This is a genomic window from Streptomyces collinus Tu 365 (genome assembly GCF_000444875.1).
Taxonomy (GTDB): Bacteria; Actinomycetota; Actinomycetes; order Streptomycetales; family Streptomycetaceae; genus Streptomyces; species Streptomyces collinus_A.
Window position 1 is genome coordinate 1,973,322 of sequence record NC_021985.1, and the last position, 23,529, is coordinate 1,996,850.

Genomic DNA, 23,529 nt, shown 5'->3' on the forward strand with positions numbered 1-23,529 from the left:
GGGTACTCCCTGGTCAGCGCGGCGGGGGCGCGGGACGGTGGTGTCATGGTCATCGCAGCGGCACCGTCCGTGCCCCTCCCCCGCTCCGCCCGTGTGCGGCATCTCGGCCCCAACTGGTACGCCGCCGTCATGGGCACCTCCGTCGTCGGCACCGCCGGGGCCGCGCTGCCGCTCCGCGTCGAGGGGCTGCGGGAGGTCGGCACGGCGGTCTGGGCGCTGGCGCTGGTGCTGCTGGTGGTCCTGCTGGCCGGGCGCGCCCTGCACTGGACCCACCACCGCGACCAGGCGCGCGCCGACCTCCTCGACCCGGCCATGGCGCCGTTCTACGGCTGTCTGTCCATGGCGCTGCTGGCGGTGGGCGGCGGTGCCGTCACCGTCGGCCGGGACTGGATCGGTGTCCGTGCGGCCGTCGCCCTGGACTGGGTGCTCTTCCCGGCCGGCACCCTGATCGGGCTCGCGGCCGCCGTGGCGGTGCCGTACCTGATGGCGGTGCACCACCGGGTGCGGGCCGCCGAGGCCACCCCGGCCTGGCTGCTGCCGCTGGTCGCCCCGATGGTCTCGGCCGCGGTCGGCCCGCTGCTGGTGCCGCACCTGCCGCCGGGCCAGCCCCGCGAGACGCTGCTCCTCGCGTGCTTCGCGCTGTTCGGGCTCAGCCTGCTGGCGACGCTGCTGATGCTGCCGCTGGTCTTCGCCCGGGTGATCGGCTCCGGCCCGCTGCCGCTCGCGCTGACCCCGGCGCTGTTCCTGGTGCTCGGTCCGCTCGGGCAGTCCACCACCGCGGTCGGGCTGATCGCCGACCGGGCCGACGGGGTCGTACCGGCGCCGTACGACCACGGTCTCGGTGTCTTCGCGGTGCTGTACGGGGTGCCGGTCATGGGGTTCGCGCTGCTGTGGCTGGCGCTGGCCGCCGTGCACGTGGTCCGGGCCCGGCGCCGGGGCATGGGCTTCTCGATGACCTGGTGGGCGTTCACCTTCCCGGTGGGCACCTGTGTCACCGGCGCCGCCGCGCTCGCCCGGCACACCGGTCTCGCCGTGTACGAGGGACTCGCCGTCGGCCTGTACGCGCTGCTGGTCGCCGCCTGGCTGGCGGCCGGTGCCGGGACCGTGCGCGGCCTGCTCAGCGGCGAGTTGCCCGCAGCGCCTCGCCCAGCACCCGCGGCGCCTCGGCCAGTGAGGGGCCGTACCAGGTGAGATGGCGCCCGCTGACCAGGGCGCAGGGCGGACCGGGGAAGGCTTCGGGGCCGTCGTCGGCGGTGAAGCGGTAGGGCTCGTCGGGCAGCACGACCAGGTCGGGACGGGCCGCCGTCAGCTCGTCGAGGGGCACGCGGGGATAGCGGTCGGGATGGCCCGTGTACAGGTGGTGCACGCCCAGTCGGGCCAGGACGTCGCCCGCGAAGGTGTCGCGGCCGAGGACCATCCAGGGGCGGCGCCAGACCGGGACGACCGCCGTCCTGCGGCTCGCGGGCACGGGCAGCGCGCCCCAGGCGGCCTCCGCCTCGTCGAGCCAGCGGGGGCGGGCCCGCGCGCCGCAGGCGGTGAGCACCCGCTCCAGCTCCCCGAACGCCTGCGGCACCGAGCGCACCTCGGTGACCACCACGGTCAGGCCCGCCCCGCGCAGGGCGTCCAGGTCGGGGACGCGGTTCTCCTCCTCGTTGGCGATCACCAGGTCGGGGGCCAGGGCGCGGATCCGCTCGACGTCGGGGTTCTTGGTACCGCCCACCCGGGTCACGTCGAGGCCGGGCGGGTGGGAGCACCAGTCGGTTGCGCCCTTCAGCGCCCCGGGCAGGGTGGCGGCCACCGCCTCGGTGAGCGACGGGACGAGGGAGACGACCCGCACCGGGCCGTGTCCGCGAAGTCCCGCCCGCCGCACGCCGCGACCTAGCGGGTCCGGTCCTGGACCGCCTCGATGTGCTCGGCGACCGCCACCACGACGATCCGGGTGTCCGGGACGGTGGCCCGCCAGCGGTGGCGGACCCCACCGGTCAGGTAGAGGGTGTCACCGCGGCCGAGGCGGTAGGCGCGGCCCTCGGCCTCGATCTCGACGGCGCCGTCGGCGACGTACATCAGCTCGTCGTTGCGGTGCTGGAACTCGCGTCCGGCGTCGTGGTCGCCGGTGTACTCGGAGGCGTGCAGCTGGTGGTGGCCGCGGACCAGGGAGCGGGTGCGGGGGGCGAAGTCCGCCTCGGCGGCGTTCTCGGCCCGTACGACGTCCACGCTGGCCGCCGGGTCGGCGGCGGCGAGCAGCTCCACGGCGGTCGTGCGCAGGGCGTCGGCCAGCTTCTCCAGGGAGGTGTGGCTGGGGCGGGCCTTGTCGTTCTCGACCTGGCTGAGGAAGGGCACCGAGAGACCGGTGCGCTCGGCCACGACGGCGAGGGTGAGCTCGAGCGCGCGGCGGCGGCGCCGGACGGCCGCGCCCACCCGCGCGGGCTGCTGCTCTTTGTGGTCGCCCATCGCTCCGGCTCCCTCCTTCACTCGTCGTGTCCCCTGCCGGGTGCCCCGCGCCGGGCGCACCTCCGAAGAGTTCTCTGCACCCTACGCATGTTCGGCAAACCGTTTCAGGCGGCTGTCACATCCCCGACACGTCGGTGGGCCCGCACCCCCACAGTTCGCGCCATGCGGCGACGGCCCGCGCGGGACGGGTCTCCCCTGGTTCAAGGCACGCGGAGCCGCGGGTGTTCCCGGTGCGGCCGGGTGCATGGCGTTGCGTGGTTGGCCGGAACCGTACCGTAGTCGCCGGGGCGCCGGTACGGCACCAGGGGTGGGCGGCGGTCGGTGCCGTCAGGTCACCCGGCCACCTGGCTCTCGGCGCCCTTCGGACGGCGTCCCGGGGAACCCTTGCCGACGTCCGTGCCGACGCCTCGGAGGTCCCGGCGGAGGGGCCGAAGAGGCGCCGCCGGGTCGCTGTCGGTGCCGTGCGGCATGATGCGAGCGTGACCGGACGACTGATGCTCCTCGACACCGCCTCGCTGTACTTCCGCGCCTACTTCGGCGTGCCGGACTCCGTGAAGGCTCCGGACGGCACGCCGGTGAACGCCGTGCGCGGACTGCTCGACTTCATCGACCGGCTGGTCAAGGACCACCGGCCGCAGCAGCTCGTGGCCTGCATGGACGCCGACTGGCGGCCGCAGTGGCGGGTGGACCTGATCCCGACCTACAAGGCGCACCGGGTCGCCGAGGAGCGCGCGGGCGCGCCGGACGAGGAGGAGGTGCCGGACACGCTGACCCCGCAGGTACCGGTCATCGAGGCGGTGCTGGACGCGGTCGGCATCGCCCGGGTCGGGGTCGCGGGGTACGAGGCGGACGACGTGATCGGCACGTTCACCGGGCGTGCGGCCGGGCCGGTGGACATCGTCACCGGCGACCGTGACCTGTACCAGCTCGTCGACGACGGGCGGGAGGTCCGGGTGCTGTACCCGGTCAAGGGCGTGGGCACGCTGCAGCTCACGGACGAGGCGGTGCTGCGCGCGAAGTATGGGGTGGACGGCCGCGGGTACGCGGATCTGGCGCTGCTGCGCGGTGACCCGAGCGACGGCCTGCCGGGTGTGGTCGGCATCGGCGAGAAGACGGCCGCCAAGCTGCTCGCCGAGTTCGGCGACCTGGCCGGGATCATGGCGGCGGTCGACGACCCGCGGTCGAGGCTCACGCCGTCGCAGCGCAAGCGGCTGACCGAGGCGCGGCCGTACGTGGCGGTCGCGCCGAAGGTGGTGCGGGTGGCGGACGACGTCCCGCTGCCGGACGTGGACACGGCGCTGCCCCGCACCCCGCGCGATCCCTCGGGGCTGGAGGCGCTGGCGGCCCGGTGGGGCCTGGGTGGCTCACTGCAACGGCTGCTGACGACGCTGGCGGAGTGATCCTCATCGGAATATTCCGGCAAAGGGCGATCACCGAGCGCTCGCGGGAGGTCCTGCCGACGGAAGAGGGATGCTAACTTAGGTAAACCTAACCAATGCAGCAGGAGGCCGTGATGGCAGAGCGCCCGGGACGGAAGCCGCGCAAGCCCCATACCGCCCAGGTGGTGCGCACCGAGCGGCTGTCCCCGCACATGCAGCGCGTCGTGCTGGGGGGCGAGGGCCTCGCCGGCTTCGCCGCGGACACCTGCACCGACCACTACGTGAAGCTGCTCTTCGGTCCCGCGGGCGTGACCTACCCGGAGCCCTTCGACCTGGAGCGGATCCGCGCGGAGTTCCCCCGCGAGCAGTGGCCGGTGACGCGGACCTACACGGTGCGCGACTGGAACCCGGAACGGCGCGAGCTGACCCTGGACTTCGTCGTCCACGGCGACGAGGGGCTGGCCGGCCCCTGGGCGACGCGGGTGCGGCCGGGCGAGAGCGTCCGCTTCATGGGCCCCGGCGGCGCCTACGCGCCCGACCCGAGCGCCGACTGGCATCTGCTCGCCGGTGACGAGAGCGCACTGCCCGCGATCGCCCGTGCCCTGGAGACGCTGCCCCCGGGCGCCGTGGCGCACGCCTTCGTGGAGGTGGCGGGCCCCGAGGAGGAGCAGAAGATCGACTCCGAGGTGCCGGTGGTCTGGCTGCACCGCGGGGACCGGCCGGTGGGCGAGGCGCTGGTGGAGGCCGTACGGGCGCTGCGGTTCCCGGCGGGCCGCCCGCAGGCGTTCGTGCACGGCGAGGCCGGTTTCGTGAAGGAGCTGCGCCGGCTGCTGCGGCTGGAGGCGCAGATCCCGCGCGAGGACCTGTCGATCTCCGGTTACTGGCGCCTGGGCCACAACGAGGACGGCTGGCAGGCCTCCAAGCGCGAGTGGAACGCCCGTATCGAGGCCGAGCAGGAGAGCGGGGACGCGGCGGCCGCCTGAGCGGGCCTCCCCCTCCTCCCCGGCCACGAGGCCCGTACCCTTGTCCCCGATGAGACGCCGTACGCCACCCCCGCCCGCCCCGCTCCCCCAGCGTGACGGTGTCGACCCGGTGCGGGTGCGGCTGCCGTACGAGGGCGCCTGGGGCACCGTGCGGGAGCATCTCGTGGCCCGGCTGACCGGCGCCGGACCCGGCGTGGTCGAGGCGATGTTCGACGCCGGGCAGGTCGTCGGGGCCGACGGACGGGCGGTGGCGCCGGACGCGCCGTACGAGCCCGGCCGGTACGTGTGGTTCCATCGCGACCCGCCGGCCGAGGTGCCGGTGCCGTTCCCGGTGGAGGTCGTCCACCGGGACGAGCACATCGTCGTCGCCGACAAACCGCACTTCCTCGCCACCACCCCGCGCGGCACGCACGTCACCCAGACCGCGCTGGCCCGGCTGCGGCACGAGCTGGGCATCCCCACGCTGACCGCCGCCCACCGCCTGGACCGCCTGACCGCCGGTCTCGTGCTGTTCACCGTGCGGCCCGAGGAACGCGGCGCCTACCAGACCCTGTTCCGGGACCGCGCGGTGCGCAAGGAGTACGAGGCCGTCGCGCCGTACGACCCCTCGCTCGCCCTGCCGCTGACCGTGCGCAGCCGCATCGTCAAGGAACGCGGGATACCCGCGGCACGGGAGGTCGAAGGCGAGCCGAACGCGGTGACCCGGGTGGATCCGGCCGGGCACCGCGACGGTCTCGGCCGCTACCGGCTCGTCCCCGAGACCGGGCAGACCCACCAGCTGCGCGTCCATCTCAGCGCCCTCGGCGTGCCCATCCTCGGCGACCCGCTCTATCCGCGGGTGACCCCGCCGGTGCCGGCCGGCGACTTCCGGCGTCCCCTGCAACTCCTCGCCCGGCGGCTCGAGTTCACCGATCCCGTCACCGGGGTCGAGCACGCCTTCACCAGTGGCCGTACGCTCCGGGCCTGGGCGTCCCCGCGGGAGTGGAGCGCCGGGACGCCGTAGCGCGGGCCGGTTTCCCGGGCCGGCGGTCAGTCGCCGCGCCACCAGCGCAGCAGCCGGTGCCACAGGGTCTCGCGGCGGGCGGGCTCCGCCGCCGGGGCGGGGTCCACCGGGACCGGGGGCGGTGCCACCGGCCGGGGGCCGGGGGCGGGGGCCGGATCGGTGTGGGCGGTGCCCACCTGCCAGGTGGAGCGCTGCGGCGGGACGGCCGAGGCGCTGGGCGGCAGGCCCACGTCCTGCTGCGGCTTCGGCTCGAAGCGGACCGGCAGGGCCACCAGGTGCCGGGAGGCGATCGAGGACCGCCAGCGCAGGTCCTCCTCGGGGCAGTCGAGCCGGATGTCCGAGAGCCGGGTCAGCAGCGCGTCCACACCGACGTCGGCGATGGCACGGCCGATGTCCTGACCGGGGCACTCGTGCGGGCCGCCGCCGAAGGCGAGGTGGGACCGGTTGCCCTGCATGTTGGCCGACAGGTCGGGGCGCACCCGTGGGTCCACGTTGCCCGGGGCCGGGGCGAACAGCAGCCCGTCGCCCTTGCGGATGCGCTGGCCGCCGAGCTCGGCGTCCTGCTTGGCGAAGTAGCCGAAGACGGTGCTGAACGGCGGCTCGTCCCACAGGGACTGCTCGATCGCCTCCGGCACGGTCATCTGCCCGCCGTTGAGCTGGGCCCTGAAGCCCGGCTCGGTGAGGACCATGCGCAGCGCGTTGGCGAGCAGGTTGGCGGTCGCCTCGTAGGCGGCGAACAGGACCAGGCGCAGGTGTTCGCGGACCTCGTCGTCGGACAGCCCGGCGGGGTGGGTGATGAGATGGCTGGTGAAGTCGTCGTCGGGCCTGGCCCGCCGCCGGGTGGTGAGCCGGCTCAGCGCGTCCATGACGTAGCCGTGGCTCTCGATGGCGGTCTCGGTACCCTTCAGGGCGTCCCGGGCGGCCTGCACCATCCGGTCGTTGTACTCCTCCGGCATGCCGAGGATCTCGCACATGACGGCCATCGGCAGGTGCTCGGCGAACTGGGGGACGAGGTCGGCCCGGCCGCGTTCGCAGAAGGCGTTGACCAGTTCCTGTGTGTGGCGGCCGATGTGCCGGCGCATGCTGCGGTGGTCGATGGTCGACATGGCGCCGGTGACCGCGGCGCGCAGCCGCTGGTGCTCGTCGCCCTCGGCGTGCGAGCAGATGGGCTGCCAGGCGATGTGCGGCATGAGCGGATGGTCGGGCTTGACCATGCCCTCCTGCAGCGGGGTCCAGATCCGGCTGTCGCGGCAGTACTGGGAGGGGCTGCGCACCAGGTGCAGGTTCTCGGCGTGCCCGAGCACCACCCACATCGGTACGTCGTCGTGCAGGAGCACGGGCGCGACGGGTCCGTGCTCCTCGCGCAGCCGCTCGTAGAGGTCGTCCAGGTTCTCCGCGTCGGGCCCGTAGAGCCGGTGCAGTCCCCCGGGCCCCAGGCCGTGCGCCGGGCAGCCCGGCGGCGGGCCGGAGGTGGGGTCGGTGCCGGTCAGGGATTGCTGTTCAGGCGTCACAGTGTCGCTCCGGGAACGGATGGTGTGTGCGAGGGGGGCGGCCGGGTGGGGACCGGGCCGGGGGGGGTCGCGCGGGTCAGGTGAGCGCGCCGGACAGGGCGAGTGAGTGCAGGAAGCGCATCAGGGCCATCAGCACGTCCCTGCTGGAGGCCCGGCGGCGCACGTCGCACTCCAGGATCGGGACGTCCGGGCCCAGGTCGAGCGCGGTGCGCAGTTCCTCGACGGGGTAACGGGGTGCGTCCGGGAAGGAGTTGACGGCGACGACGAACGGCACGCCACGCTCCTCCAGGCGCCCCATGACGTCGAAGCTGACCTCCAGGCGCCGGGTGTCGACCAGGACGACCGCGCCGAGCGCGCCCTCGAACAGGCCGTTCCACAGGAACCAGAAGCGCTCCTGGCCGGGGGTGCCGAAGAGGTAGAGCACCAGCTTGTCGGTGATGCTGATGCGGCCGAAGTCCATGGCCACGGTGGTGGCCGTCTTGGAGTCGGAGCCGTAGTTGTCGTCGACGCCGATCCCGGCCTGCGTCATGGTCTCCTCGGTGGTCAGCGGCCTGATCTCGCTGACGGAGCCGACCATGGTGGTCTTGCCCACGCCGAAGCCGCCCACGATCACGATCTTCACCGCGGCCTGCGCCGACTGCGGGAGGTGGTCCTCGGTGCGGGGGCCGGGGATCGTGTCAGAGCCGTTGAAGTCCATGCATCACCGCTTCGAGGAGTGACCGGTCGGGGAGCGCCTGACGGGCGATCGGGGCGCGCGCCTGCACCAGTTCGTTCGTGATCAGCTCGGTGATCAGGACGGTCATCGCGCTGAACGGCAGGCGGAGGTAGGCCGAGAGCTCGGCCACGGACAGGGGGGCGGTGCACAGCCGGAGCACGGCCGCCTCCTCCGGGGTGGCGGAGGGCGGCGGCGCGCAGCGCGCCACGATCAGGGTGACCAGGTCGAGTTCGGCCCGGCCGCCGTCGGCGCCGCCGGCGATGGTGTAGAGCCGTTCGGGATTCCTGGGGGTCTCCTCGCCCTCCGCCCGTTTCGCGGGCGGCGGTGGCGGGGGCGGCAGGTGCTGCCGGCGCCGTTTGCGTCGCGGAGGAGTCATACGGTCTGCCCGTTCCGCCGGGGCGGACTGGTGAGGTGGGCGCCGATGCGGACCACGAGGTCGCGCATCATGCCGCTCATCCGGCCGGGTTCGCAGGTGACGTCGGCGAGCACGGCGAGGTAGGCGTTGGCGCCGGCGTTCATGAGGTAGAAGTAGCCGCCGTCGATCTCGATGACGACGAGCTTCATGTCACCGGCGCCGGGGATCTCCTGGATGATGGCGCCGGCCAGGCTCTGCATCCCCGCGCAGGCGGCGGCCACCCGGTCGGCGGCGTCGGGGTCGCCGCCGTAGCGCGCGATGCGCAGTCCGTCGGCGGACAGCACCACGATCATCTCGATGCCCGGCACGCCGTCGTTCAGCTGCTTGAGCATCCAGTCGAAGTTCGCTCGCTGCTGGATCACTTGAGGTCTCCCTCGTCGTCGGCCTCGGTGGTGGCCGCGGGGGCCGGGTCCGAATCGTTGAGCAGGTGCAGGTACGCGGTCGGGTTCCGCGTGAAGTCGGTGAGTTCGGCCGCGGTGGCGTCCTCCGGCATGCCCTTGCGCAGGCCGTCCCAGAAGGCGTCGACCCACATGCCGGGCGGCCGGTCCCGGAGCTTCTGGCGCTCGGGGTCGATCTCGGGCTCCGGTTCGGGCCGGGGCTGGGACCAGATGGTCGGCCTGCCCTCGCGCTCGGCGCGCTCGATGGCGGCCTGCTCGGCGATCCGCTGGTGGAGCGGGGTCTTCACCCGGCTGCGGCGCTGGGGCAGACCGCCCGCCGTCCACTCGGTGACCTCGGGGACGTCGTCCTCCATCGAGATACCGGCGGGGATCCGGGGACTGGTGGGGCGGCGCTTCTTGGGCGGGCGCTTCGGGCCCTCGACGGCGCCGAGTTCGGGCTGCGGCACGGCGGTGGCGCCGATGCCGTGGGCGGCGCCGACACCGGGCTCGGTGGTGGTCATGCCGCGCGGGACGACGAGGATCGCCCGTACGCCGCCGTACGCGGAGGCGCGCAGCGAGACCTGCATGTCGAAGGCCTTGCAGAGGCGGCCGACGACGGCGAGGCCGAGGCGCGGGGTGGAGCCCAGGTTCTCCGCGTCGTCGCCCGCCATGGCGTCCGTGATCGCCTTCTCGATCCGGGCCCGGGACTCCTCGCTCAGGCTGACGCCCGCGTCCTCGATCTCGATGACGAGGCCGCTCTGCACCTCGGCGGCGGTGACGTGCACCTTGGTGGACGGCGGCGAGTAGCGGGTGGCGTTGTCGAGGAGTTCGGCGGCCGCGTGGATGATCGGCTCGACGGAGGTGCCCTTGATGTTGATGTTGACGATGGAGTTCAGCTCGATGCGCCGGTACTCCAGGATCCGGGACATGGCGCCGCGCAGCACGCTGTACAGCGACACGGGCAGCGGCCACTGACGGCCGGGGCGGCCGCCGCCGAGCACCGAGATGGAGTCGGCGAGGCGGCCGATCAGCGCGGTGCCGTGGTCGATGCGCAGCAGGTCGTCGAAGACCTCGGGGTTGCGGCCGTGGTCCTCCTCCATCTCCCGCAGTTCGTTGGCCTGCTGGTGGACGATGGCCTGGACGCGGCGGGCGATGCTGACGAAGGAGCGCTCGGTGGCGTCGCGCATCGAGATCTCGTGGTCGGCGCCGCGCAGCGCGTTGCGCAGCAGGGTGCGCTGGGAGTCGGGCATGTGGCGCAGTTCGGGGTCGAGGTCGACGACCTTGCGCATCACCTCCCGCAGCGGTTCCCCGGCCCGCAGCCGGCGCAGTCCGAGGGAGAGGACATCGGTGCCGAGGCGGACGATGTCCGCGTCGTGATCGGCGAGACGGCGTTCCAGATACGCGGCGTGACGGGCGTGCTCGGCCTGTGCCTCGCGCAGCGCCCGTCCGCGGCGGACGGCTTCGGCGCCCGTGGCGAGGACCAGCAGCAGGGCCACGGCCCCGCACCCGCCGACGGCGATCCGGGCCGGCGCCGGGACCAGGGCGACCGCGGCCCCGGCCGCCGCGGCCATCACTATGGCCGGCAGCAACAGCACACGCGCGTAGGGACGTTCACGGCCACCGGGAGGCTTCTGAACACTCACCATGGATGCCTTCTGAGACGGATCGGCTGGGTGTCGGGGGAGCTCGTGGGGGGAATGTTCCTGGAACTGACGGGATCTTCGGGAATTTTGGGAACAGGCGCACGAATTCACCTCAACTCGGTGCGCCGCGGGCGAGCTTAGTCCGACCGGATCATCGCCGTGTCATATTCGGCAAGCACCTGAAATCGCCCACGCCCCAGGAGTACGCTCGAATCCATTTACACTCTCGGCAGTTATTCGAACACCAGGAGTGACGGCGTTCGGGCATGCGAGGGTCACTCACCGTGAGGAGTGAAAAAGACCGGACCGCCCCTGAGGGCGGTCCGGCCATGCGGGATGGCGCCGGGTGTCATCCGACGGACGAGTAGGCCACCACACCCCGCAGCAACTGCTCCACCGCCTTGCGGGCGGACTTCGCGACGGTCGAGCCCTCGGTGGGGGCCGCCGCGGAGATCTGCCCCAGCACGTCGATGACCTGCTTGCACCAGCGCACGAAGTCGCCGGCCGGCATCTCCGCCTCGCGCAGCACCTCGTCCAGCCCCTTGCCCGAGGCCCACATGTAGGCGGCCCAGGCGAAGCCGAGGTCGGGCTCGCGCTGTCCGACGCCTTCCGTCTGGTTGATCCGGAAGTCCTCCTCCACGGCGTCCAGCCGGCCCCAGATCCGGACCATCTCGCCGAGCGCGGCCTTCGCCCTGCCGGACGGCAGCTTGGGCGCCATGGCGTCGTCGCCGACCCGCGCCTCGTACACCAGCGCCGAGACACAGGCCGCCAGTTCGGCCGGGCCGAGGTCCTCCCAGACGCCCTCGCGCAGGCACTCGCTGGCCAGCAGGTCGAGCTCGCCGTAGAGCCGGGCCAGCCGCTTGCCGTGCTCGGTGACCTCGTCGCCGCGCAGGTAGTCCAGTTCGGTCAGCAGCGCCACGATCCGGTCGAAGGTGCGCGCGATGGTGTTCGTGCGGCCCTCGATCCGGCGCTCCAGCTGCGAGGTGTCGCGCATCAGCCGGTGGTACCGCTCGGCCCAGCGGGCGTGGTCCTCCCGGTCGTCGCAGCCGTGGCAGGGGTGGGCCCTGATCGCCGTGCGCAGCCGGGCGATCTCGCGGTCGTCGGCGGCCTGCGAGCGCTTCTTGCGGGCCCGCTCCGGCGGGATGTGCCCGGCCTTGGTGCGCAGCGCGGAGGCGAGGTCCCGGCGGGACTGCGGGGAGCGCGGGTTGAAGGACTTCGGGATGCGCATCCGGTCCAGCGCCTCCACCGGCACCGGGAAGTCCATCGACGCCAGCCGCTTGACCTGACGCTCGGCGGTCAGCACCAGCGGGCGCGGGCCGTCCTGGTGGTCGAAGCCGCGGTGGCCGTTGGAACGGCCGGCCGGCAGGCCCGGGTCGAGCACCAGCGCCAGGCCGGCGTACTTGCCCGTGGGCACGTGGATCACGTCGCCCGGCTTGAGCCGTTCCAGGGCGACCGCGGCCTCCGCGCGACGGCTGGCCGCGCCCTGCCGGGCCAGCTCGGTCTCCCGGTCCTTGAGTTCGCGGCGCAGCCGCGCGTACTCCTCGAAGTCGCCGAGGTGGCAGGTCATGGAGGCCTTGTAGCCCTCCAGGCCCTCCTCGTTGCGCTGCACCTGACGGGAGATGCCGACGACCGACTTGTCGGCCTGGAACTGCGCGAAGGAGGTCTCCAGCAGCTCGCGCGAGCGGTGCCGGCCGAACTGCTCGACCAGGTTGACCGCCATGTTGTACGACGGCTTGAAGCTGGAGCGCAGCGGATAGGTGCGGGTGCCCGCGAGCCCGGCCAGGTGCTCCGGGCTCATGCCGCGCTGCCAGAGCACCACGGCGTGGCCCTCGACATCGATGCCACGTCGTCCCGCGCGGCCGGTGAGCTGCGTGTACTCGCCCGGCGTGATGTCGGCGTGCTGCTCGCCGTTCCACTTGACGAGCTTCTCCAGCACCACCGAGCGGGCGGGCATGTTGATGCCGAGCGCGAGGGTCTCGGTCGCGAACACGGCCTTGACGAGACCGCGTACGAACAGTTCCTCCACGACCTCCTTGAAGGTCGGCAGCATGCCCGCGTGGTGGGCGGCGATGCCGCGCTCCAGGCCCTCGAGCCACTCGTAGTAGCCGAGGACGTGCAGGTCCTCGGTGGGGATGGCGGCGGTGCGCTCCTCGACCAGCGCGCGGACCTTCTCCCGCGCCTCCTCGTCGTTGAGCCGCAGACCCGCGTACAGGCACTGCTGGACGGCGGCCTCGCAGGCGGCCCGGCTGAAGATGAAGGTGATCGCGGGCAGCAGCCCCTCGGCGTCGAGGCGCTCGATGACCTCCGGCCGGCCCGGCGTCCACACCCGGGAGCGCTGTCTGCGCTCCCGCTCCCGGTCGGCCTCGCGCATCGCGCGGCCGCGCCTGCGGTCCTGGTACGACGGCCGGCTCGCCTCCATGCGGGCCAGCCGGACGAGGTCGGGGTTGACGGCCTTGCGGTGGCCCTCGCCCTCCTCGAACAGGTCGTACATCCGGCGCCCGGCGAGCACGTGCTGGAACAGCGGCACGGGCCGGTGCTCGGAGACGATCACCTCGGTGTCGCCGCGGACGGTGTCCAGCCAGTCGCCGAACTCCTCGGCGTTGGACACGGTCGCGGACAGCGACACCAGGGTCACCGACTCGGGCAGGTGGATGATCACCTCTTCCCAGACGGCGCCGCGGAAGCGGTCGGAGAGGTAGTGCACCTCGTCCATGACCACGTAGCCGAGGCCGAGGAGGGTCTGGGAGCCCGCGTACAGCATGTTCCGCAGCACCTCCGTGGTCATCACGACCACGGGGGCGTCGGAGTTGACGCTGTTGTCGCCGGTGAGCAGGCCCACCTGCTCGGAGCCGTAGCGCCGGCACAGGTCGGCGTACTTCTGGTTCGACAGCGCCTTGATGGGTGTCGTGTAGAAGCACTTCTTGCCCTGCAGCAGGGCGAGGTGGACGGCGAACTCGCCGACGATCGTCTTGCCCGAACCGGTGGGGGCGGCCACCAGCACGCCCTTCCCCGCCTCGAGCGCCTGGCAGGCCTCGATCTGGAAGGGGTCGAGGCCGAAGTCGTACATCTCGCGGAAGGACGCGAGCGCGGTGGCCTGCTCGGCTGCCCGTCGCCGGGCTGCCGCGTACCGCTCGGCCGGTGAGAGGTCCTCTGTCATCGTGCTTTCGAGCGTACCGGGCCCCACCGACAACAGGACGATCATTATCCGGAACGTGCGCTGATCGACAAAGACGGCTGCCCCCGCCGGTCAGGGCGGGGGCAGCCGTCGTGCGCGATGCGGTGGGCCTCAGGTCACGTCGTCGTAGCCGTTGACCCGGTCCGTGGTCGTCTGCTCGGGCAGCCGGCCGGCGGAGACGGGCTCGACCTCGCCGATGGCCTCGGGGGTGAGGTCCAGCTCGGACGCCTCGTCGTCGCCCGGGCCGTCGGCCGCGCGGCGGGCCCGGCGCCGGTCGTTGATCAGCGCGATGGCCACGGCGATGAAGTACAGACCCCAGATCGGCGCCGCGAGCGCCAGCATCGTCATCGGGTCCGGGCTGGGCGTGGCCACCGCAGCGAAGGCGGTGATGCCGACGACCATGCCGCGCCACCAGCCCAGCATCCGGCCGCCGGACAGCACGCCGGTGAGGTTGAGCATGACCAGCAGCAGGGGCATCTCGAAGGCGAGGCCGAAGACGACGACCATGCGCGTGACGAGGTCGAGCAGGTCGTCCAGCGGCAGCAGGTTCTCGGCGCCGGACGGCGTCAGGTCGATCATCACCCGGGCCGTGGTGGGCAGCACGTGGAAGGCGAGGTAGCCGCCGCCGAGGAACAGCGGGAAGCCGAAACCGACGAACGCGTAGGCGTACTTCTTCTCGGTGCGGTGCAGGCCCGGGGCGACGAACGCCCAGAGCTGGTACAGCCAGACCGGCGACGCGAGCACGACGCCGGTCATCAGCGAGACCTTCAGCGCCAGGGTGAACGGTGCGAGCAGGCCGCTGACCGTGATGTGCGCACAGTGGACGTTCTTCGAGGACGCCAGCTCACCGAAGGACTGGTGGCAGCCGATCTGGTCCAGCACCGGCTCGGTGATGAAGTTGATGATGTCCCTGTAGAAGAACGCCGCCACGATCGTGACGAGCACGATCGCCAGGACACCCTTCGCGAGCCGGTTGCGCAGCTCACGCAAGTGATCCGCGAGCGGCATCCGCCCCTCGGGATCCTTCTCCTTCTTGCGGGCAGACTTGGGCAACCCACATCCTCATCTCGTGCAGCGGACCGGACCGACCCGGCCCTCGCGTCAGCGCTGGGTGGTGTCCGTCGGCTCGTTGACCGGGCGCGAGCTGGTCACGTCGCCGGGGGCGGCCTGGATCGTGCGCTGCGCCGGAGCGGGGTCCTCGGTGGACTGGGCGGTGCCGGCGGGCTGCTTACCCTCGTCCTTCATCGCCTTGGCCTCGCTCTTGAGGATGCGAGCGGACTTGCCCAGCGAGCGCGCCATGTCCGGGAGCTTCTTGGAACCGAACACGAGGACGATGACCAGGACGAGGAGCAGCAGGTGCCACGGCTCAAGTCCGTTGCGGAACATAAATCTTCACCTTCTCACCGAGGCGGGCATGTCCGACAGGTCAGACACTTGTCCGAACGTCTTGCTGGCTGCGATCGTAACGCGTCGGGGTGAACGCGGGACAATCCCCGGGCGTACTCCTGCTCTGCGGACCGCGCCTCATTTCCGGGCCGCGACCAGCAGCGTACCTGGCTGGGTGGCAAAGGTGACAGAGTGGTGTGACCGACCGCGCACGCCCATGCGCCGACGAGGATCCCGGACCGGCCGCGCCCGCCGGAGGCGGGCCGCGCTCAGAGTGTGTCGACGGCCCGGGCCGTGCTCACCGCCGCCCGCTCCAGGTCCTCGGCCGCCCGGTTGATGCGGCGCGCGGAGTCCGCCACCTGCTGCCCGAGGCGCCTCGCCTCCAGGAACACCCGGACGGCGAGCACCCCCAGGACGGCGAGACCCAGGAAACCCACGGCTACCGCGAACATCGGCCAGAACATGAGCCGAGCCTAGACGGTCCTACACCGTGGAGTGCAGCCGCAGGGTACGGACGCCGCCGCCGGTGAGCAGCTCGACGATGCGCTCCCCCGCGGGCTTGCGCACCGCGACCCCGCAGTCGGGGCAGGTGAAGGAGTAGAACGTGGTCCGGCTCGACGCGCCGATGGCCAGGCGCAGGGCGCCCGCGGCGAGCTCGAACCGGCCCCGGCAGTCCGGGCAGCCGGCCCGGAACATCACCGGGACGACTCTTCTCATCCCGGCGAAGGCCGCCGCCGCCGTCATTTCCCGCGGACCCCTCGCACCGGACACCGGAGACTCGCTCAACGCCCTAGCTCCTCTTTTCCTGGTCGTCCTGCCCGCCCCCGGCACCGCGGCCCGTGCCCGGCCGGCCCTCGTACGCCGCCAGTGCGTCGCGGGCCGCCCGGCGGGCGCTGTCGGCCAGTTCGGGCGGTGAGACGATCCGGCCGTCGCGGCCGAGGCGCAGGGCCAGCCGGCGCAGGGAGGCCGGGTCGGGGGTGCGCAGAGTGATACGCAGCCCGCCGTCGGGAAGCTCATCGGCGCTGTCGTGCGGGTAGTACTCGGCGACCCAGCGGCCGCCGGGGCCGACCTCGATCACGACCTCCGGGTCCTCGGCGGCCGGCTGGACCAGGGCCTCGGACAGGTCCCGCAGTTCTATCTCCGGGGGCGCCGAGGGCTCGTCGAGGATCCTGATCTCCGCGACCCGGTCGAGCCGGAAGGTGCGCCGGGCCTCGGAGCGGCGGCACCACGCCTCGACGTAGGTGTGGCCGACGCTGACCAGGCGGATGGGGTCGATCTCGCGCTCGGTGACCTCGTCGCGCGCCGGCGAGTAGTAGCGGATCCACAGCCGGCGGCGCTCGGAGATGGCCCGGTCGACGTCGGCGAAGACGCCGCCCTCGGACTCGAAGGTCACCGAGAGCCGGGCGCTGGCGCCGGCCGCCTCGCCGGCCGCCGTCTCCACCTTGGCCGTCGCCCGCAGCAGCGCCTGCCGGTCGCTCTCGCGCAGGCCGGGCAGCGTGGACACGGCGCGGGCGGCCACCAGCAGGGCCGTGGCCTCGTCGGCGGCGAGCCGCAGCGGCTCGGCCGCCTCCTCGCCGAGCGCCGCCGGGTTGTGCCACCAGATGCGCTCGCCGTCGGTGTCGATGTCGAGCAGGTCGCCGCCGCGGAAGCTGGTGCCGCACATGGGCAGCAGATCGAGGTCGGAGACCAGTTCGTCCTCGGTGATGCCGAAGGCGCGCGCGACGTCGGCGATCCGCGCGCCGGGGCGCTCCCTGAGGTAGGTGACCAGCGAGAGCATCCGCCGGGTCTGGTCGATGGCGTTCACGGGCCTGACCGGTTTGCCTGCCATGGTTGTGCTCCGCTCCCCCTCAGCCCTTGGCCACGGCACGCAGCCGGTCCACCACGTCGGCCCGCAGCTCGGCCGGCTCCAGCACGACCACGTCCGGGCCGAACTCCACCAGCCAGGCGTCCAGGCCGTGCCCGTACGGGATCTCCAACTCGTCCCAGCCGTCGCCCAGTTCCCGCACCCCGGTGGCCTTCGCCCGCAGCGGGTAGCCGGCGCCGGTGCGCAGCCGGATCAGCGCCGTGCCGTCGGCGATCTCGCCGGCCCAGCTCGCGACGGTCTCCCGGACGGTGACGACGTCGGGGACGGGCGCGGTGAAGGCCGCCCCGCGGGAGCGGACCCGGCCGGTGATGCGGGACAGCCGGAAGACCCGCTCGGCGCCCCGGTCGCGGTCCCAGCCGGCCAGGTACCAGTGGCCGCGCCAGCACTCCAGCGCCCACGGCTCGACGTGCCGGGGCTCGGGGTGCACGGCGGAGGCCTTGCGGTACTCGAAGACCACCGGGCGGCGGTCGCGGCACGCGAGCATCAGCGGCTCGAAGGCGGCCTCGTGCACGGGGATGCGCGGTTCGAGGGCGCCGTGCGCCTCGTAGGGGTCGACGTCCTCGGGCAGGCCGGCCGCGCGGAGCTTCTGCAGGGCGCCGCTGGCCGCGCCGGCCAGCCGGGCCTGCTGCCAGACCTTGGCGGCCAGGCCGAGGGCGGCGGCCTCCTCGGCGTCGAGGGTGATCGGCGGCAGCCGGTTGCTGTCGCGGCGGGCGAGGTAGCCCACCTCGCCGTCCAGGTTCTCGACGGTCTCGATGACCAGGCCCAGTTCGCGCAGGTCGTCCTTGTCGCGCTCGAACATCCGGTTGAAGGAGTCGTCGCTGCCCGCCGTGCCCCTCTCCGGCCGCGACGCCTCGACGTAGGCCTCGATGGAGTCGCGCAGCTCACGCTTGCTGAGCGGCCGCCGGGTCCCGAGCAGGCACAGCGCGAGGTTCATCAGCCGCTCGGCCTTGGCAATGGCCATCGACGCCCTTCACCTTCCCTATGGTGCTTACGGACGATGACCGTACCGCCCCGCCGGTGCGGGGCAAAGCCGAGGGCCCACGCCCGGACAGGCGTGGGCCCCAGGTGATCGGGTCCGGTCGGATCCCGTCAGCAGGCTGTACGACGATCAGACCGCGACCAGGTCGACCACGAAGATCAGGGTCTCGCCGGGCTGGATCGCCGGGGTCGGGCTCTGGTCGCCGTAGGCGAGGTGCGCCGGGATGGTCAGCTGGCGGCGGCCACCGACCTTCATGCCCTGCACGCCCAGGTCCCAGCCCTTGATGACACGGCCGCCACCCAGCGGGAAGCGGAACGGGGTGCCGCGGTTCCAGCTGGCGTCGAACTCCTCGCCGGTGCTGAAGGCGACGCCGACGTAGTGGACGGTGACGGTCTGACCCGCCTGCGCCACCTCGCCGTCGCCCTCCCAGATGTCCTTGATCTCGAGGTCCGCCGGCGGCTCGCCGCCCGGGAAGTCGATCTCGGGCTTCTCGATGCTCACGTCAAAAGCTCCTGCTTGTGTACGACACGGAACACGGACAGTCTGTCATCTTCGCAGGTCTGGCGGTGCCGGGGCGGCCGCGCCACGGACCCCGCTACATCGCGGCGAGGATGTCCACCGAGAACACCAGCGTGGAGCCCTTCTTGATGGCACCGCCGCTCGGCGGGTTGTTCCCGTAGGCCAGGTCCGGCGGGACGACGACCAGGACCCTGCTGCCCACCTTCTTGCCGGTCAGTCCCTGCGGCAGCCCCTTGACGACCTGCCGCATCTGCTCCAGCGAGAACTGGCTGAGCCGGCCGGAGCCGTACGTCTGCTCGAAGGGCTTGCCGCTGTCCCAGACGACGCCCTTGAACTGGCACAGGATCGCCTGGTCCGCCTTCAGCTCGGGACCGTCGCCCTCCAGGACGTAGGCCGACACCAGCTTCTTCGGCGGGGCGGTCTTCGGGACGCTGATCGAGGGGGCCTGGCCGTCGGTGTTGGTGCCGACCTTCGGCAGGGCGGCGTCGGTCTGCGGGACCTGCGTGCCCTTGGCGGAGCTCTTGGAGTTGAAGGAGTCGATCACGTCGATGACGAAGACCAGGGTGTCGGTGCCCTTGATGCCCGCCTGCGCGTTCCCGGACTTGCCGTAGCCCCAGGTGGGCGGGACGGCGATCTGGACCCGGCTGCCGGTCTTCCTGCCCGCGAGGGCGTAGCGCCAGCCGTCGATGATGCTGCCCTGGGCGAGCTGGATGACCAGCGGGCTCTTGCGGTCGTAGGAGTTGTCGAAGACCTTGGCGGTGCTCCAGATCTGGCCCAGGTAGTTGGCCTGGATGAAGTCGTTCTCCGCGACCGTGCGGCCGCTGCCCGCGATCACCGTCTTCACCGCGAGGTCCTTCGACGGCTCGCCCGGCCCCTTCGCGACCGTGGGCTTCTCGTCGAACTTGGTGCCCGCCGTGATCGCGGGCAGCGGCCCGTCCACGATCTTGGGCGGGGGCGGTGCGGACGCCGAGGCCGACGGTGAGGGCGAGGGTGCGGCCTTGCCCGAGTCTGACTTGCCGCCGCCGCATCCGGCGAGCGTGGCGAGCCCGGCGGGCACGGCTGCGAGGAGGAGTGAGCGTCGGCGCACGGAGATGCCTCGTAATCGGTCGATCTTGTGGACTGGCGTGCGCGCAACTCTACGGCGTGACACGGGCGCCGTACGGGAAACGTACGGCGCCCGTGTGGCGCTCCGGCATTCCTGCCCGGAAACGCTTGACTCGTGGGCCTTTCGCTACATTCCGGCGATCAGCTTCTCCACCCGGTCGTCCACCGAACGGAACGGGTCCTTGCACAGGACGGTGCGCTGCGCCTGGTCGTTGAGTTTCAGGTGCACCCAGTCGACCGTGAAGTCACGGCGCTGTTCCTGTGCCCGGCGGATGAAGTCGCCGCGCAGCCGTGCCCGAGTGGTCTGCGGGGGAACCGACTTGCCTTCGAAGATCTTCAAGTCGTTGCAGATCCGGGTGGCTTGGCCCTTCTTCTCCAGCAGGTAGTACAGACCACGACGGCGGTGGATGTCGTGGTAGGCGAGGTCTATCTGGGCGACCCGCGGGTGCGACATGGTCATGTTGTGCTTGGCCCGGTACCGCTCGATGAGCTTGTACTTCATGACCCAGTCGATCTCGGTGCCGATGCGGTCGAGTTCCTCGGTCTCGATCGCGTCGAGGGTGCGGCCCCACAGCTCCAGCACCTGCGCGACGGTGCCGGTGCGGATGCCCCGGCGGTCGCAGAAGTCCACGGCCTTGTCGAAGTACTCGCGCTGCACCTCCAGCGCGGACGCCTCCCGGCCGCTGGCCAGGCGCACCTTGCGCCGGCCGGTGATGTCGTGGCTGACCTCGCGGATCGCCCGGATCGGGTTCTCCAGGGTGAGGTCGCGCATGACGGTGCCCGCCTCGATCATGCGCAGCACCAGGTCGGTGGCGCCGACCTTCAGCAGCATGGTCGTCTCGGACATGTTCGAGTCGCCCACGATGACGTGCAGGCGGCGGTAGCGCTCGGCGTCCGCGTGCGGCTCGTCGCGGGTGTTGATGATGGGCCGGGAGCGGGTCGTCGCCGAGGAGACGCCCTCCCAGATGTGCTCCGCGCGCTGGCTGACGCAGTAGACGGCGCCGCGCGGGGTCTGCAGGACCTTGCCCGCACCGCACAGGAGCTGCCTGGTCACCAGGAAGGGGATGAGAATGTCCGCGAGCCGGGAGAACTCCCCGTGCCGGGCCACCAGATAGTTCTCGTGGCAGCCGTAGGAGTTGCCCGCCGAGTCGGTGTTGTTCTTGAAGAGGTAGACGTCGCCCGCGATTCCCTCCTCGTGCAGGCGTCGTTCCGCGTCCACCAGGAGTCCCTCGAGAATGCGCTCGCCGGCCTTGTCGTGGGTGACCAGTTCGGTCACGTTGTCACATTCGGGTGTCGCGTATTCCGGATGTGATCCCACGTCGAGATAGAGCCGGGCGCCGTTTCGCAGAAAGACATTGCTGCTGCGGCCCCATGACACGACACGGCGGAAGAGGTACCGCGCCACCTCGTCAGGAGACAGGCGGCGCTGTCCCCTGAACGTGCACGTGACGCCGTACTCGTTCTCCAGCCCGAAAATGCGGCGGTCCATGACTGAACATTACGCCCGATCCCCTGAGCTGAAACGGGGTTCGACGGCACGATTTGGATCATTTTCCGATGAAGCCGCAACGACCCCGCCCCGCACGGGAGCTGCGAGGACCCGTCCGGTGGCGAGCAGGACCAGCAGGGACACGGCCCCGGCGGCGGCCGGCAGCGCGAATCCCCACAGCGCGCCACCGGTCTGGACGACCGGCCCCGCCAGGCCCGTTCCGACCGAGGCGCCCACGGTGAACGTCGTCACCAGCCAGGAGAACGCCTCCGTGACGGTGCCGCTCGGCGCGTGCCGGTCGACGATGATGAAGGCGCAGGCGATGCAGGGCGCGAGGAAGACTCCGGCGACCAGGGTGAGCAGCACCATGGCGACCGTGCCGGGCATCAGGGTGAGCGGCAGGTAACAGACCGCCAGAAGGGCCACCAGGAGCCGCAGTCGCCGTTCGGGGGTGCCGCCCCACTGGCGGGCCCCGTAGACGGTGCCGCCGATGAGCGCCCCGAGGCCGAGCGCGGCCATCAGCCAGCCGTAGACGGCGTCGCCGCCGTGGTCGTCGGCGTAGGGCACGGAGGCGACCGTGATGGAGCCGAGCGCGATGCCGATGAACAGGAAGGCGCCGAGCAGCGCGAGCAGGCCGGGCGAGCGCAGGGCGCCCAGCCAGTGCGCCTCGCGGGGCGCCGAGCGCCACGCGCGCGAGGGCGGCGAGACGACCACCGAGAGGGCGCCGAGGACACCGACGGCGTTCAGCACGAGCAGGGCCGCGCGCTCCGACCACAGCGAGACGCACAGGGTCACCAGCAGCGGGCCGACGGTGAACATGACCTCCTGGGCGATCGCGTCCATGGCGTACGCGGTGTGCACCTGCTCCTCGCGGCGCAGCACGGAGGGCCACAGGGCGCGCAGGCCGCCCTCCAGGGGCGGGGTGAACAGGCCCGCGGCCGCGACGCAGACGTAGGCCAGGGGCAGCGGGTCGGTGCCCAGGAAGGCGAAGGCCGTCATGGCGAGCGCCGCCAGGACGGCGGCCGGCAGCTGCACGCGCGGCTGGCCGTGCAGGTCCACGAGCCGGCCGAGGACCGGCTGGCCGACCGCGTTGGCGACGCCGTACACCGCGGCGAGCGCCCCGGCCAGGCTGTAGGTGCCGCCCTCGGCGCGGACGAACAGCACCAGGGCGATCGCGGCCGTCGCGTTGGGCAGCCGGCCCACCAGCGTGCCGGTCAGCAGCCGGGCCGCGTGTCTCGCCCGGAGGATCTCTAGGTATCCCGCGGCCATGCCCGCCTCCAAGTGTTACGTATAACTTCGCCGCTCATACGTACCATGTGCGCTGTTCACGCGTCCAGACGAGCGGCAACCCCAAGCAGAGGAGCAGGCCCACGGTGCCACGCAGCAGCACGCGCCCGACCAGCCGTGACGTCGCGCAGGCGGCCGGGGTGTCCCAGGCGGCCGTCTCGCTCGTCCTCGGCGACAAGTGGCGCGGCCGGGTCTCCGAGGCCACCGCCGAGCGGGTCCGCGCGGCCGCGCGCGAGCTGGGCTACCGGCCCAACCTGGCGGCCCGCAACCTGCGCCTGGGCCGCACCCGCACCGTCCTGCTCGTGGTGCCGGCCCTGACGACCGAGTTCTTCGCCGGCGTCTACACCGGCGCGGCACGCGTGGCGGCCCGGCACGGCTTCGGCGTCGTGCTCTACCCCTCCCCCCAGGGCATCGGCCCGGCCCGTGACCCCTTCGCCTCCGCGCAGGCGGCCCTGGACGGCGTCATCGCCTCCTCGATGGCCGCCGACGCCCTCACCGCCATCCGCGGCGACCAGCTCCCGCTGGTCATGCTCGACAGCGATCCCGAGGGCAGCCTGGGCGCCGCGACCGTGAACCTGGACATCGCCGACGGCGTCCGCCAGGTCACCGAGCACCTGCTCGGTCTCGGGCACCGCCGCTTCCTGCACCTCGCGGCCGACGTCCCCTCCTGGACCTTCGAGCTGCGCGCCCGCGAGCTGGCCGCACGGCTGGCCGCCGTCCCCGGCACCGCGATCCGCACGGCCGCCGCGCCGATCTCCATCGACGACGCGGTCGCCGCCGCCGAGGCCGCGCTCACCCGGCCCGGCCCCCGGCCGACCGCCGTGGTCTGCGACGACGACAAACTGGCCGCCGGCGCCTACAAGGCCATACGCCGCCTCGGCCTGCGCGTCCCCGACGACATCTCCGTCACCGGCCTGGACGACCTGGCCCTCGCCACCGCCCTCGACCCGGAGCTCACCACGGTGCGCCTGGACGCCGAGCGGTTCGGTGAACGCGGCATGGAGGCCCTGCTGGCCGTCCTGGACGGCCGGGATCCCGAGGGCGAGGACATCCCGGTCGAACTGGTCGTACGAGGCTCCACGGCCCGAGCGTCCGCGCCGGCCCCCTAGAACGGGCCCACGGCCGAAAGCGACCGACCGCCTGCACGCCACGGCCGGAGGCCGGGCCTGCCGGGAGCCGGGGCTGTCGGGCCTGCCGGAGGCGGGACGGCTGCGGCTGGATGCCTGGCGCAGGGGCGGCTGCGGCGGGA

Annotated in this window: 23 protein-coding genes; 5 read left to right on the forward strand and 18 right to left on the reverse strand. The window is 72.5% G+C overall.

Translation table 11 applies throughout. The features are described from left to right. Nucleotides 1–45 precede the first annotated feature (45 nt). The gene (locus B446_RS08315; RefSeq protein WP_020938975.1) at nucleotides 46–1,191 is read left to right on the forward strand and encodes a TDT family transporter; all 1,146 of its coding nucleotides are present in this window, start codon (nucleotides 46–48) and stop codon (nucleotides 1,189–1,191) included. Here B446_RS08315 and B446_RS08320 read toward each other — a convergent pair. Then, complete coding sequence (locus B446_RS08320; RefSeq protein WP_020938976.1) at nucleotides 1,118–1,837, reverse strand: helical backbone metal receptor; 720 nt, start codon at nucleotides 1,835–1,837, stop codon at nucleotides 1,118–1,120. The genes B446_RS08315 and B446_RS08320 overlap by 74 nt on opposite strands. Before the next feature lie 41 nt (nucleotides 1,838–1,878). Then, the gene (locus B446_RS08325) at nucleotides 1,879–2,451 is read right to left on the reverse strand and encodes a helix-turn-helix domain-containing protein (protein WP_020938977.1); all 573 of its coding nucleotides are present in this window, start codon (nucleotides 2,449–2,451) and stop codon (nucleotides 1,879–1,881) included. A gap of 479 nt (nucleotides 2,452–2,930) precedes the next feature. Between B446_RS08325 and B446_RS08330 the strand changes: the two genes are divergently transcribed. The 3 genes from B446_RS08330 to B446_RS08340 all read left to right on the forward strand — a co-directional run bounded on the left by B446_RS08330 (nucleotide 2,931) and on the right by B446_RS08340 (nucleotide 5,816). Further along, nucleotides 2,931–3,851 (forward strand): 5'-3' exonuclease, encoded by a 921-nt coding sequence (locus B446_RS08330; protein WP_078614665.1) that lies wholly within the window; start codon nucleotides 2,931–2,933, stop codon nucleotides 3,849–3,851. 113 nt (nucleotides 3,852–3,964) lie between these two features. Further along, nucleotides 3,965–4,813, forward strand: a complete 849-nt coding sequence (locus B446_RS08335; protein ID WP_020938979.1) for a siderophore-interacting protein — start codon at nucleotides 3,965–3,967, stop codon at nucleotides 4,811–4,813. A gap of 49 nt (nucleotides 4,814–4,862) precedes the next feature. Continuing rightward, nucleotides 4,863–5,816: a pseudouridine synthase gene (locus B446_RS08340; protein WP_043475067.1), complete on the forward strand. Its 954-nt coding sequence runs from the start codon at nucleotides 4,863–4,865 to the stop codon at nucleotides 5,814–5,816. Nucleotides 5,817–5,842: 26 nt separating this feature from the next. Here B446_RS08340 and B446_RS08345 read toward each other — a convergent pair whose 3' ends face one another. The 16 genes from B446_RS08345 to B446_RS08420 all read right to left on the reverse strand — a co-directional run bounded on the left by B446_RS08345 (nucleotide 5,843) and on the right by B446_RS08420 (nucleotide 22,262). After that, a complete protein-coding gene (locus B446_RS08345) occupies nucleotides 5,843–7,327 on the reverse strand; it encodes a cytochrome P450 (RefSeq protein ID WP_020938981.1) in 1,485 nt (494 codons plus the stop codon). A 76-nt stretch (nucleotides 7,328–7,403) separates the two neighbouring features. Next, nucleotides 7,404–8,024, reverse strand: coding sequence for a GTP-binding protein (locus B446_RS08350; protein WP_020938982.1), 621 nt, complete (start codon nucleotides 8,022–8,024; stop codon nucleotides 7,404–7,406). Continuing rightward, the gene (locus B446_RS08355) at nucleotides 8,005–8,418 is read right to left on the reverse strand and encodes a DUF742 domain-containing protein (protein WP_020938983.1); all 414 of its coding nucleotides are present in this window, start codon (nucleotides 8,416–8,418) and stop codon (nucleotides 8,005–8,007) included. The genes B446_RS08350 and B446_RS08355 overlap by 20 nt, the downstream gene beginning before the upstream one ends. Further along, the gene (locus B446_RS08360; protein ID WP_020938984.1) at nucleotides 8,415–8,819 is read right to left on the reverse strand and encodes a roadblock/LC7 domain-containing protein; all 405 of its coding nucleotides are present in this window, start codon (nucleotides 8,817–8,819) and stop codon (nucleotides 8,415–8,417) included. The genes B446_RS08355 and B446_RS08360 overlap by 4 nt, the downstream gene beginning before the upstream one ends. Beyond that, nucleotides 8,816–10,480 carry a sensor histidine kinase gene (locus tag B446_RS08365; protein ID WP_106960553.1) on the reverse strand — a complete coding sequence of 555 codons (1,665 nt, stop codon included), beginning with the start codon at nucleotides 10,478–10,480 and terminating at the stop codon, nucleotides 8,816–8,818. The genes B446_RS08360 and B446_RS08365 overlap by 4 nt, the downstream gene beginning before the upstream one ends. A 346-nt stretch (nucleotides 10,481–10,826) precedes the next feature. After that, nucleotides 10,827–13,679 carry a DEAD/DEAH box helicase gene (locus B446_RS08370; RefSeq protein WP_043475070.1) on the reverse strand — a complete coding sequence of 951 codons (2,853 nt, stop codon included), beginning with the start codon at nucleotides 13,677–13,679 and terminating at the stop codon, nucleotides 10,827–10,829. 84 nt (nucleotides 13,680–13,763) lie between these two features. Then, nucleotides 13,764–14,705, reverse strand: coding sequence for a twin-arginine translocase subunit TatC (gene tatC / locus B446_RS08375; RefSeq protein WP_193384438.1), 942 nt, complete (start codon nucleotides 14,703–14,705; stop codon nucleotides 13,764–13,766). A 48-nt stretch (nucleotides 14,706–14,753) separates the two neighbouring features. Then, complete coding sequence (tatA, locus tag B446_RS08380) at nucleotides 14,754–15,038, reverse strand: Sec-independent protein translocase subunit TatA (RefSeq protein WP_020938988.1); 285 nt, start codon at nucleotides 15,036–15,038, stop codon at nucleotides 14,754–14,756. 269 nt (nucleotides 15,039–15,307) lie between these two features. Beyond that, nucleotides 15,308–15,502: a hypothetical protein gene (locus B446_RS08385; RefSeq protein WP_020938989.1), complete on the reverse strand. Its 195-nt coding sequence runs from the start codon at nucleotides 15,500–15,502 to the stop codon at nucleotides 15,308–15,310. Between the two features lie 19 nt (nucleotides 15,503–15,521). Then, a complete protein-coding gene (locus B446_RS08390) occupies nucleotides 15,522–15,782 on the reverse strand; it encodes a hypothetical protein (RefSeq protein ID WP_043475073.1) in 261 nt (86 codons plus the stop codon). Nucleotides 15,783–15,828: 46 nt separating this feature from the next. Further along, nucleotides 15,829–16,866, reverse strand: a complete 1,038-nt coding sequence (locus B446_RS08395) for a helix-turn-helix transcriptional regulator (protein WP_020938991.1) — start codon at nucleotides 16,864–16,866, stop codon at nucleotides 15,829–15,831. 19 nt (nucleotides 16,867–16,885) lie between these two features. After that, entirely contained in the window at nucleotides 16,886–17,863 is a 978-nt protein-coding gene (locus B446_RS08400; protein WP_020938992.1) for a helix-turn-helix transcriptional regulator, read from the reverse strand. A 147-nt stretch (nucleotides 17,864–18,010) separates the two neighbouring features. Next, entirely contained in the window at nucleotides 18,011–18,382 is a 372-nt protein-coding gene (locus B446_RS08405; protein ID WP_020938993.1) for an FKBP-type peptidyl-prolyl cis-trans isomerase, read from the reverse strand. Between the two features lie 94 nt (nucleotides 18,383–18,476). Beyond that, nucleotides 18,477–19,487, reverse strand: a complete 1,011-nt coding sequence (locus B446_RS08410) for an FKBP-type peptidyl-prolyl cis-trans isomerase (RefSeq protein ID WP_020938994.1) — start codon at nucleotides 19,485–19,487, stop codon at nucleotides 18,477–18,479. 144 nt (nucleotides 19,488–19,631) lie between these two features. Beyond that, complete coding sequence (pafA, locus tag B446_RS08415) at nucleotides 19,632–20,993, reverse strand: Pup--protein ligase (RefSeq protein WP_020938995.1); 1,362 nt, start codon at nucleotides 20,991–20,993, stop codon at nucleotides 19,632–19,634. A gap of 9 nt (nucleotides 20,994–21,002) precedes the next feature. Continuing rightward, complete coding sequence (locus tag B446_RS08420) at nucleotides 21,003–22,262, reverse strand: MFS transporter (protein ID WP_020938996.1); 1,260 nt, start codon at nucleotides 22,260–22,262, stop codon at nucleotides 21,003–21,005. Nucleotides 22,263–22,366: 104 nt separating this feature from the next. Between B446_RS08420 and B446_RS08425 the strand changes: the two genes are divergently transcribed. After that, nucleotides 22,367–23,389: a LacI family DNA-binding transcriptional regulator gene (locus tag B446_RS08425; protein ID WP_020938997.1), complete on the forward strand. Its 1,023-nt coding sequence runs from the start codon at nucleotides 22,367–22,369 to the stop codon at nucleotides 23,387–23,389. Nucleotides 23,390–23,529: the final 140 nt, after the last annotated feature.

Coding starts and splice junctions, on each gene's coding strand:
- pafA (WP_020938995.1), bottom strand. CDS start 20,993: ATGGACCGCCGCATTTTCGGGCTGGAGAACGAGTACGGCGTCACGTGC.
- B446_RS08390 (WP_043475073.1), bottom strand. CDS start 15,782: ATGACGGCGGCGGCGGCCTTCGCCGGGATGAGAAGAGTCGTCCCGGTG.
- B446_RS08385 (WP_020938989.1), bottom strand. CDS start 15,502: ATGTTCTGGCCGATGTTCGCGGTAGCCGTGGGTTTCCTGGGTCTCGCC.
- B446_RS08315 (WP_020938975.1), top strand. CDS start 46: ATGGTCATCGCAGCGGCACCGTCCGTGCCCCTCCCCCGCTCCGCCCGT.
- B446_RS08340 (WP_043475067.1), top strand. CDS start 4,863: ATGAGACGCCGTACGCCACCCCCGCCCGCCCCGCTCCCCCAGCGTGAC.
- tatA (WP_020938988.1), bottom strand. CDS start 15,038: ATGTTCCGCAACGGACTTGAGCCGTGGCACCTGCTGCTCCTCGTCCTG.
- B446_RS08335 (WP_020938979.1), top strand. CDS start 3,965: ATGGCAGAGCGCCCGGGACGGAAGCCGCGCAAGCCCCATACCGCCCAG.
- B446_RS08420 (WP_020938996.1), bottom strand. CDS start 22,262: ATGGCCGCGGGATACCTAGAGATCCTCCGGGCGAGACACGCGGCCCGG.
- B446_RS08350 (WP_020938982.1), bottom strand. CDS start 8,024: ATGGACTTCAACGGCTCTGACACGATCCCCGGCCCCCGCACCGAGGAC.
- B446_RS08400 (WP_020938992.1), bottom strand. CDS start 17,863: ATGGCCATTGCCAAGGCCGAGCGGCTGATGAACCTCGCGCTGTGCCTG.
- B446_RS08355 (WP_020938983.1), bottom strand. CDS start 8,418: ATGACTCCTCCGCGACGCAAACGGCGCCGGCAGCACCTGCCGCCCCCG.
- B446_RS08365 (WP_106960553.1), bottom strand. CDS start 10,480: ATGGTGAGTGTTCAGAAGCCTCCCGGTGGCCGTGAACGTCCCTACGCG.
- B446_RS08370 (WP_043475070.1), bottom strand. CDS start 13,679: ATGATCGTCCTGTTGTCGGTGGGGCCCGGTACGCTCGAAAGCACGATG.
- B446_RS08395 (WP_020938991.1), bottom strand. CDS start 16,866: ATGGCAGGCAAACCGGTCAGGCCCGTGAACGCCATCGACCAGACCCGG.
- B446_RS08325 (WP_020938977.1), bottom strand. CDS start 2,451: ATGGGCGACCACAAAGAGCAGCAGCCCGCGCGGGTGGGCGCGGCCGTC.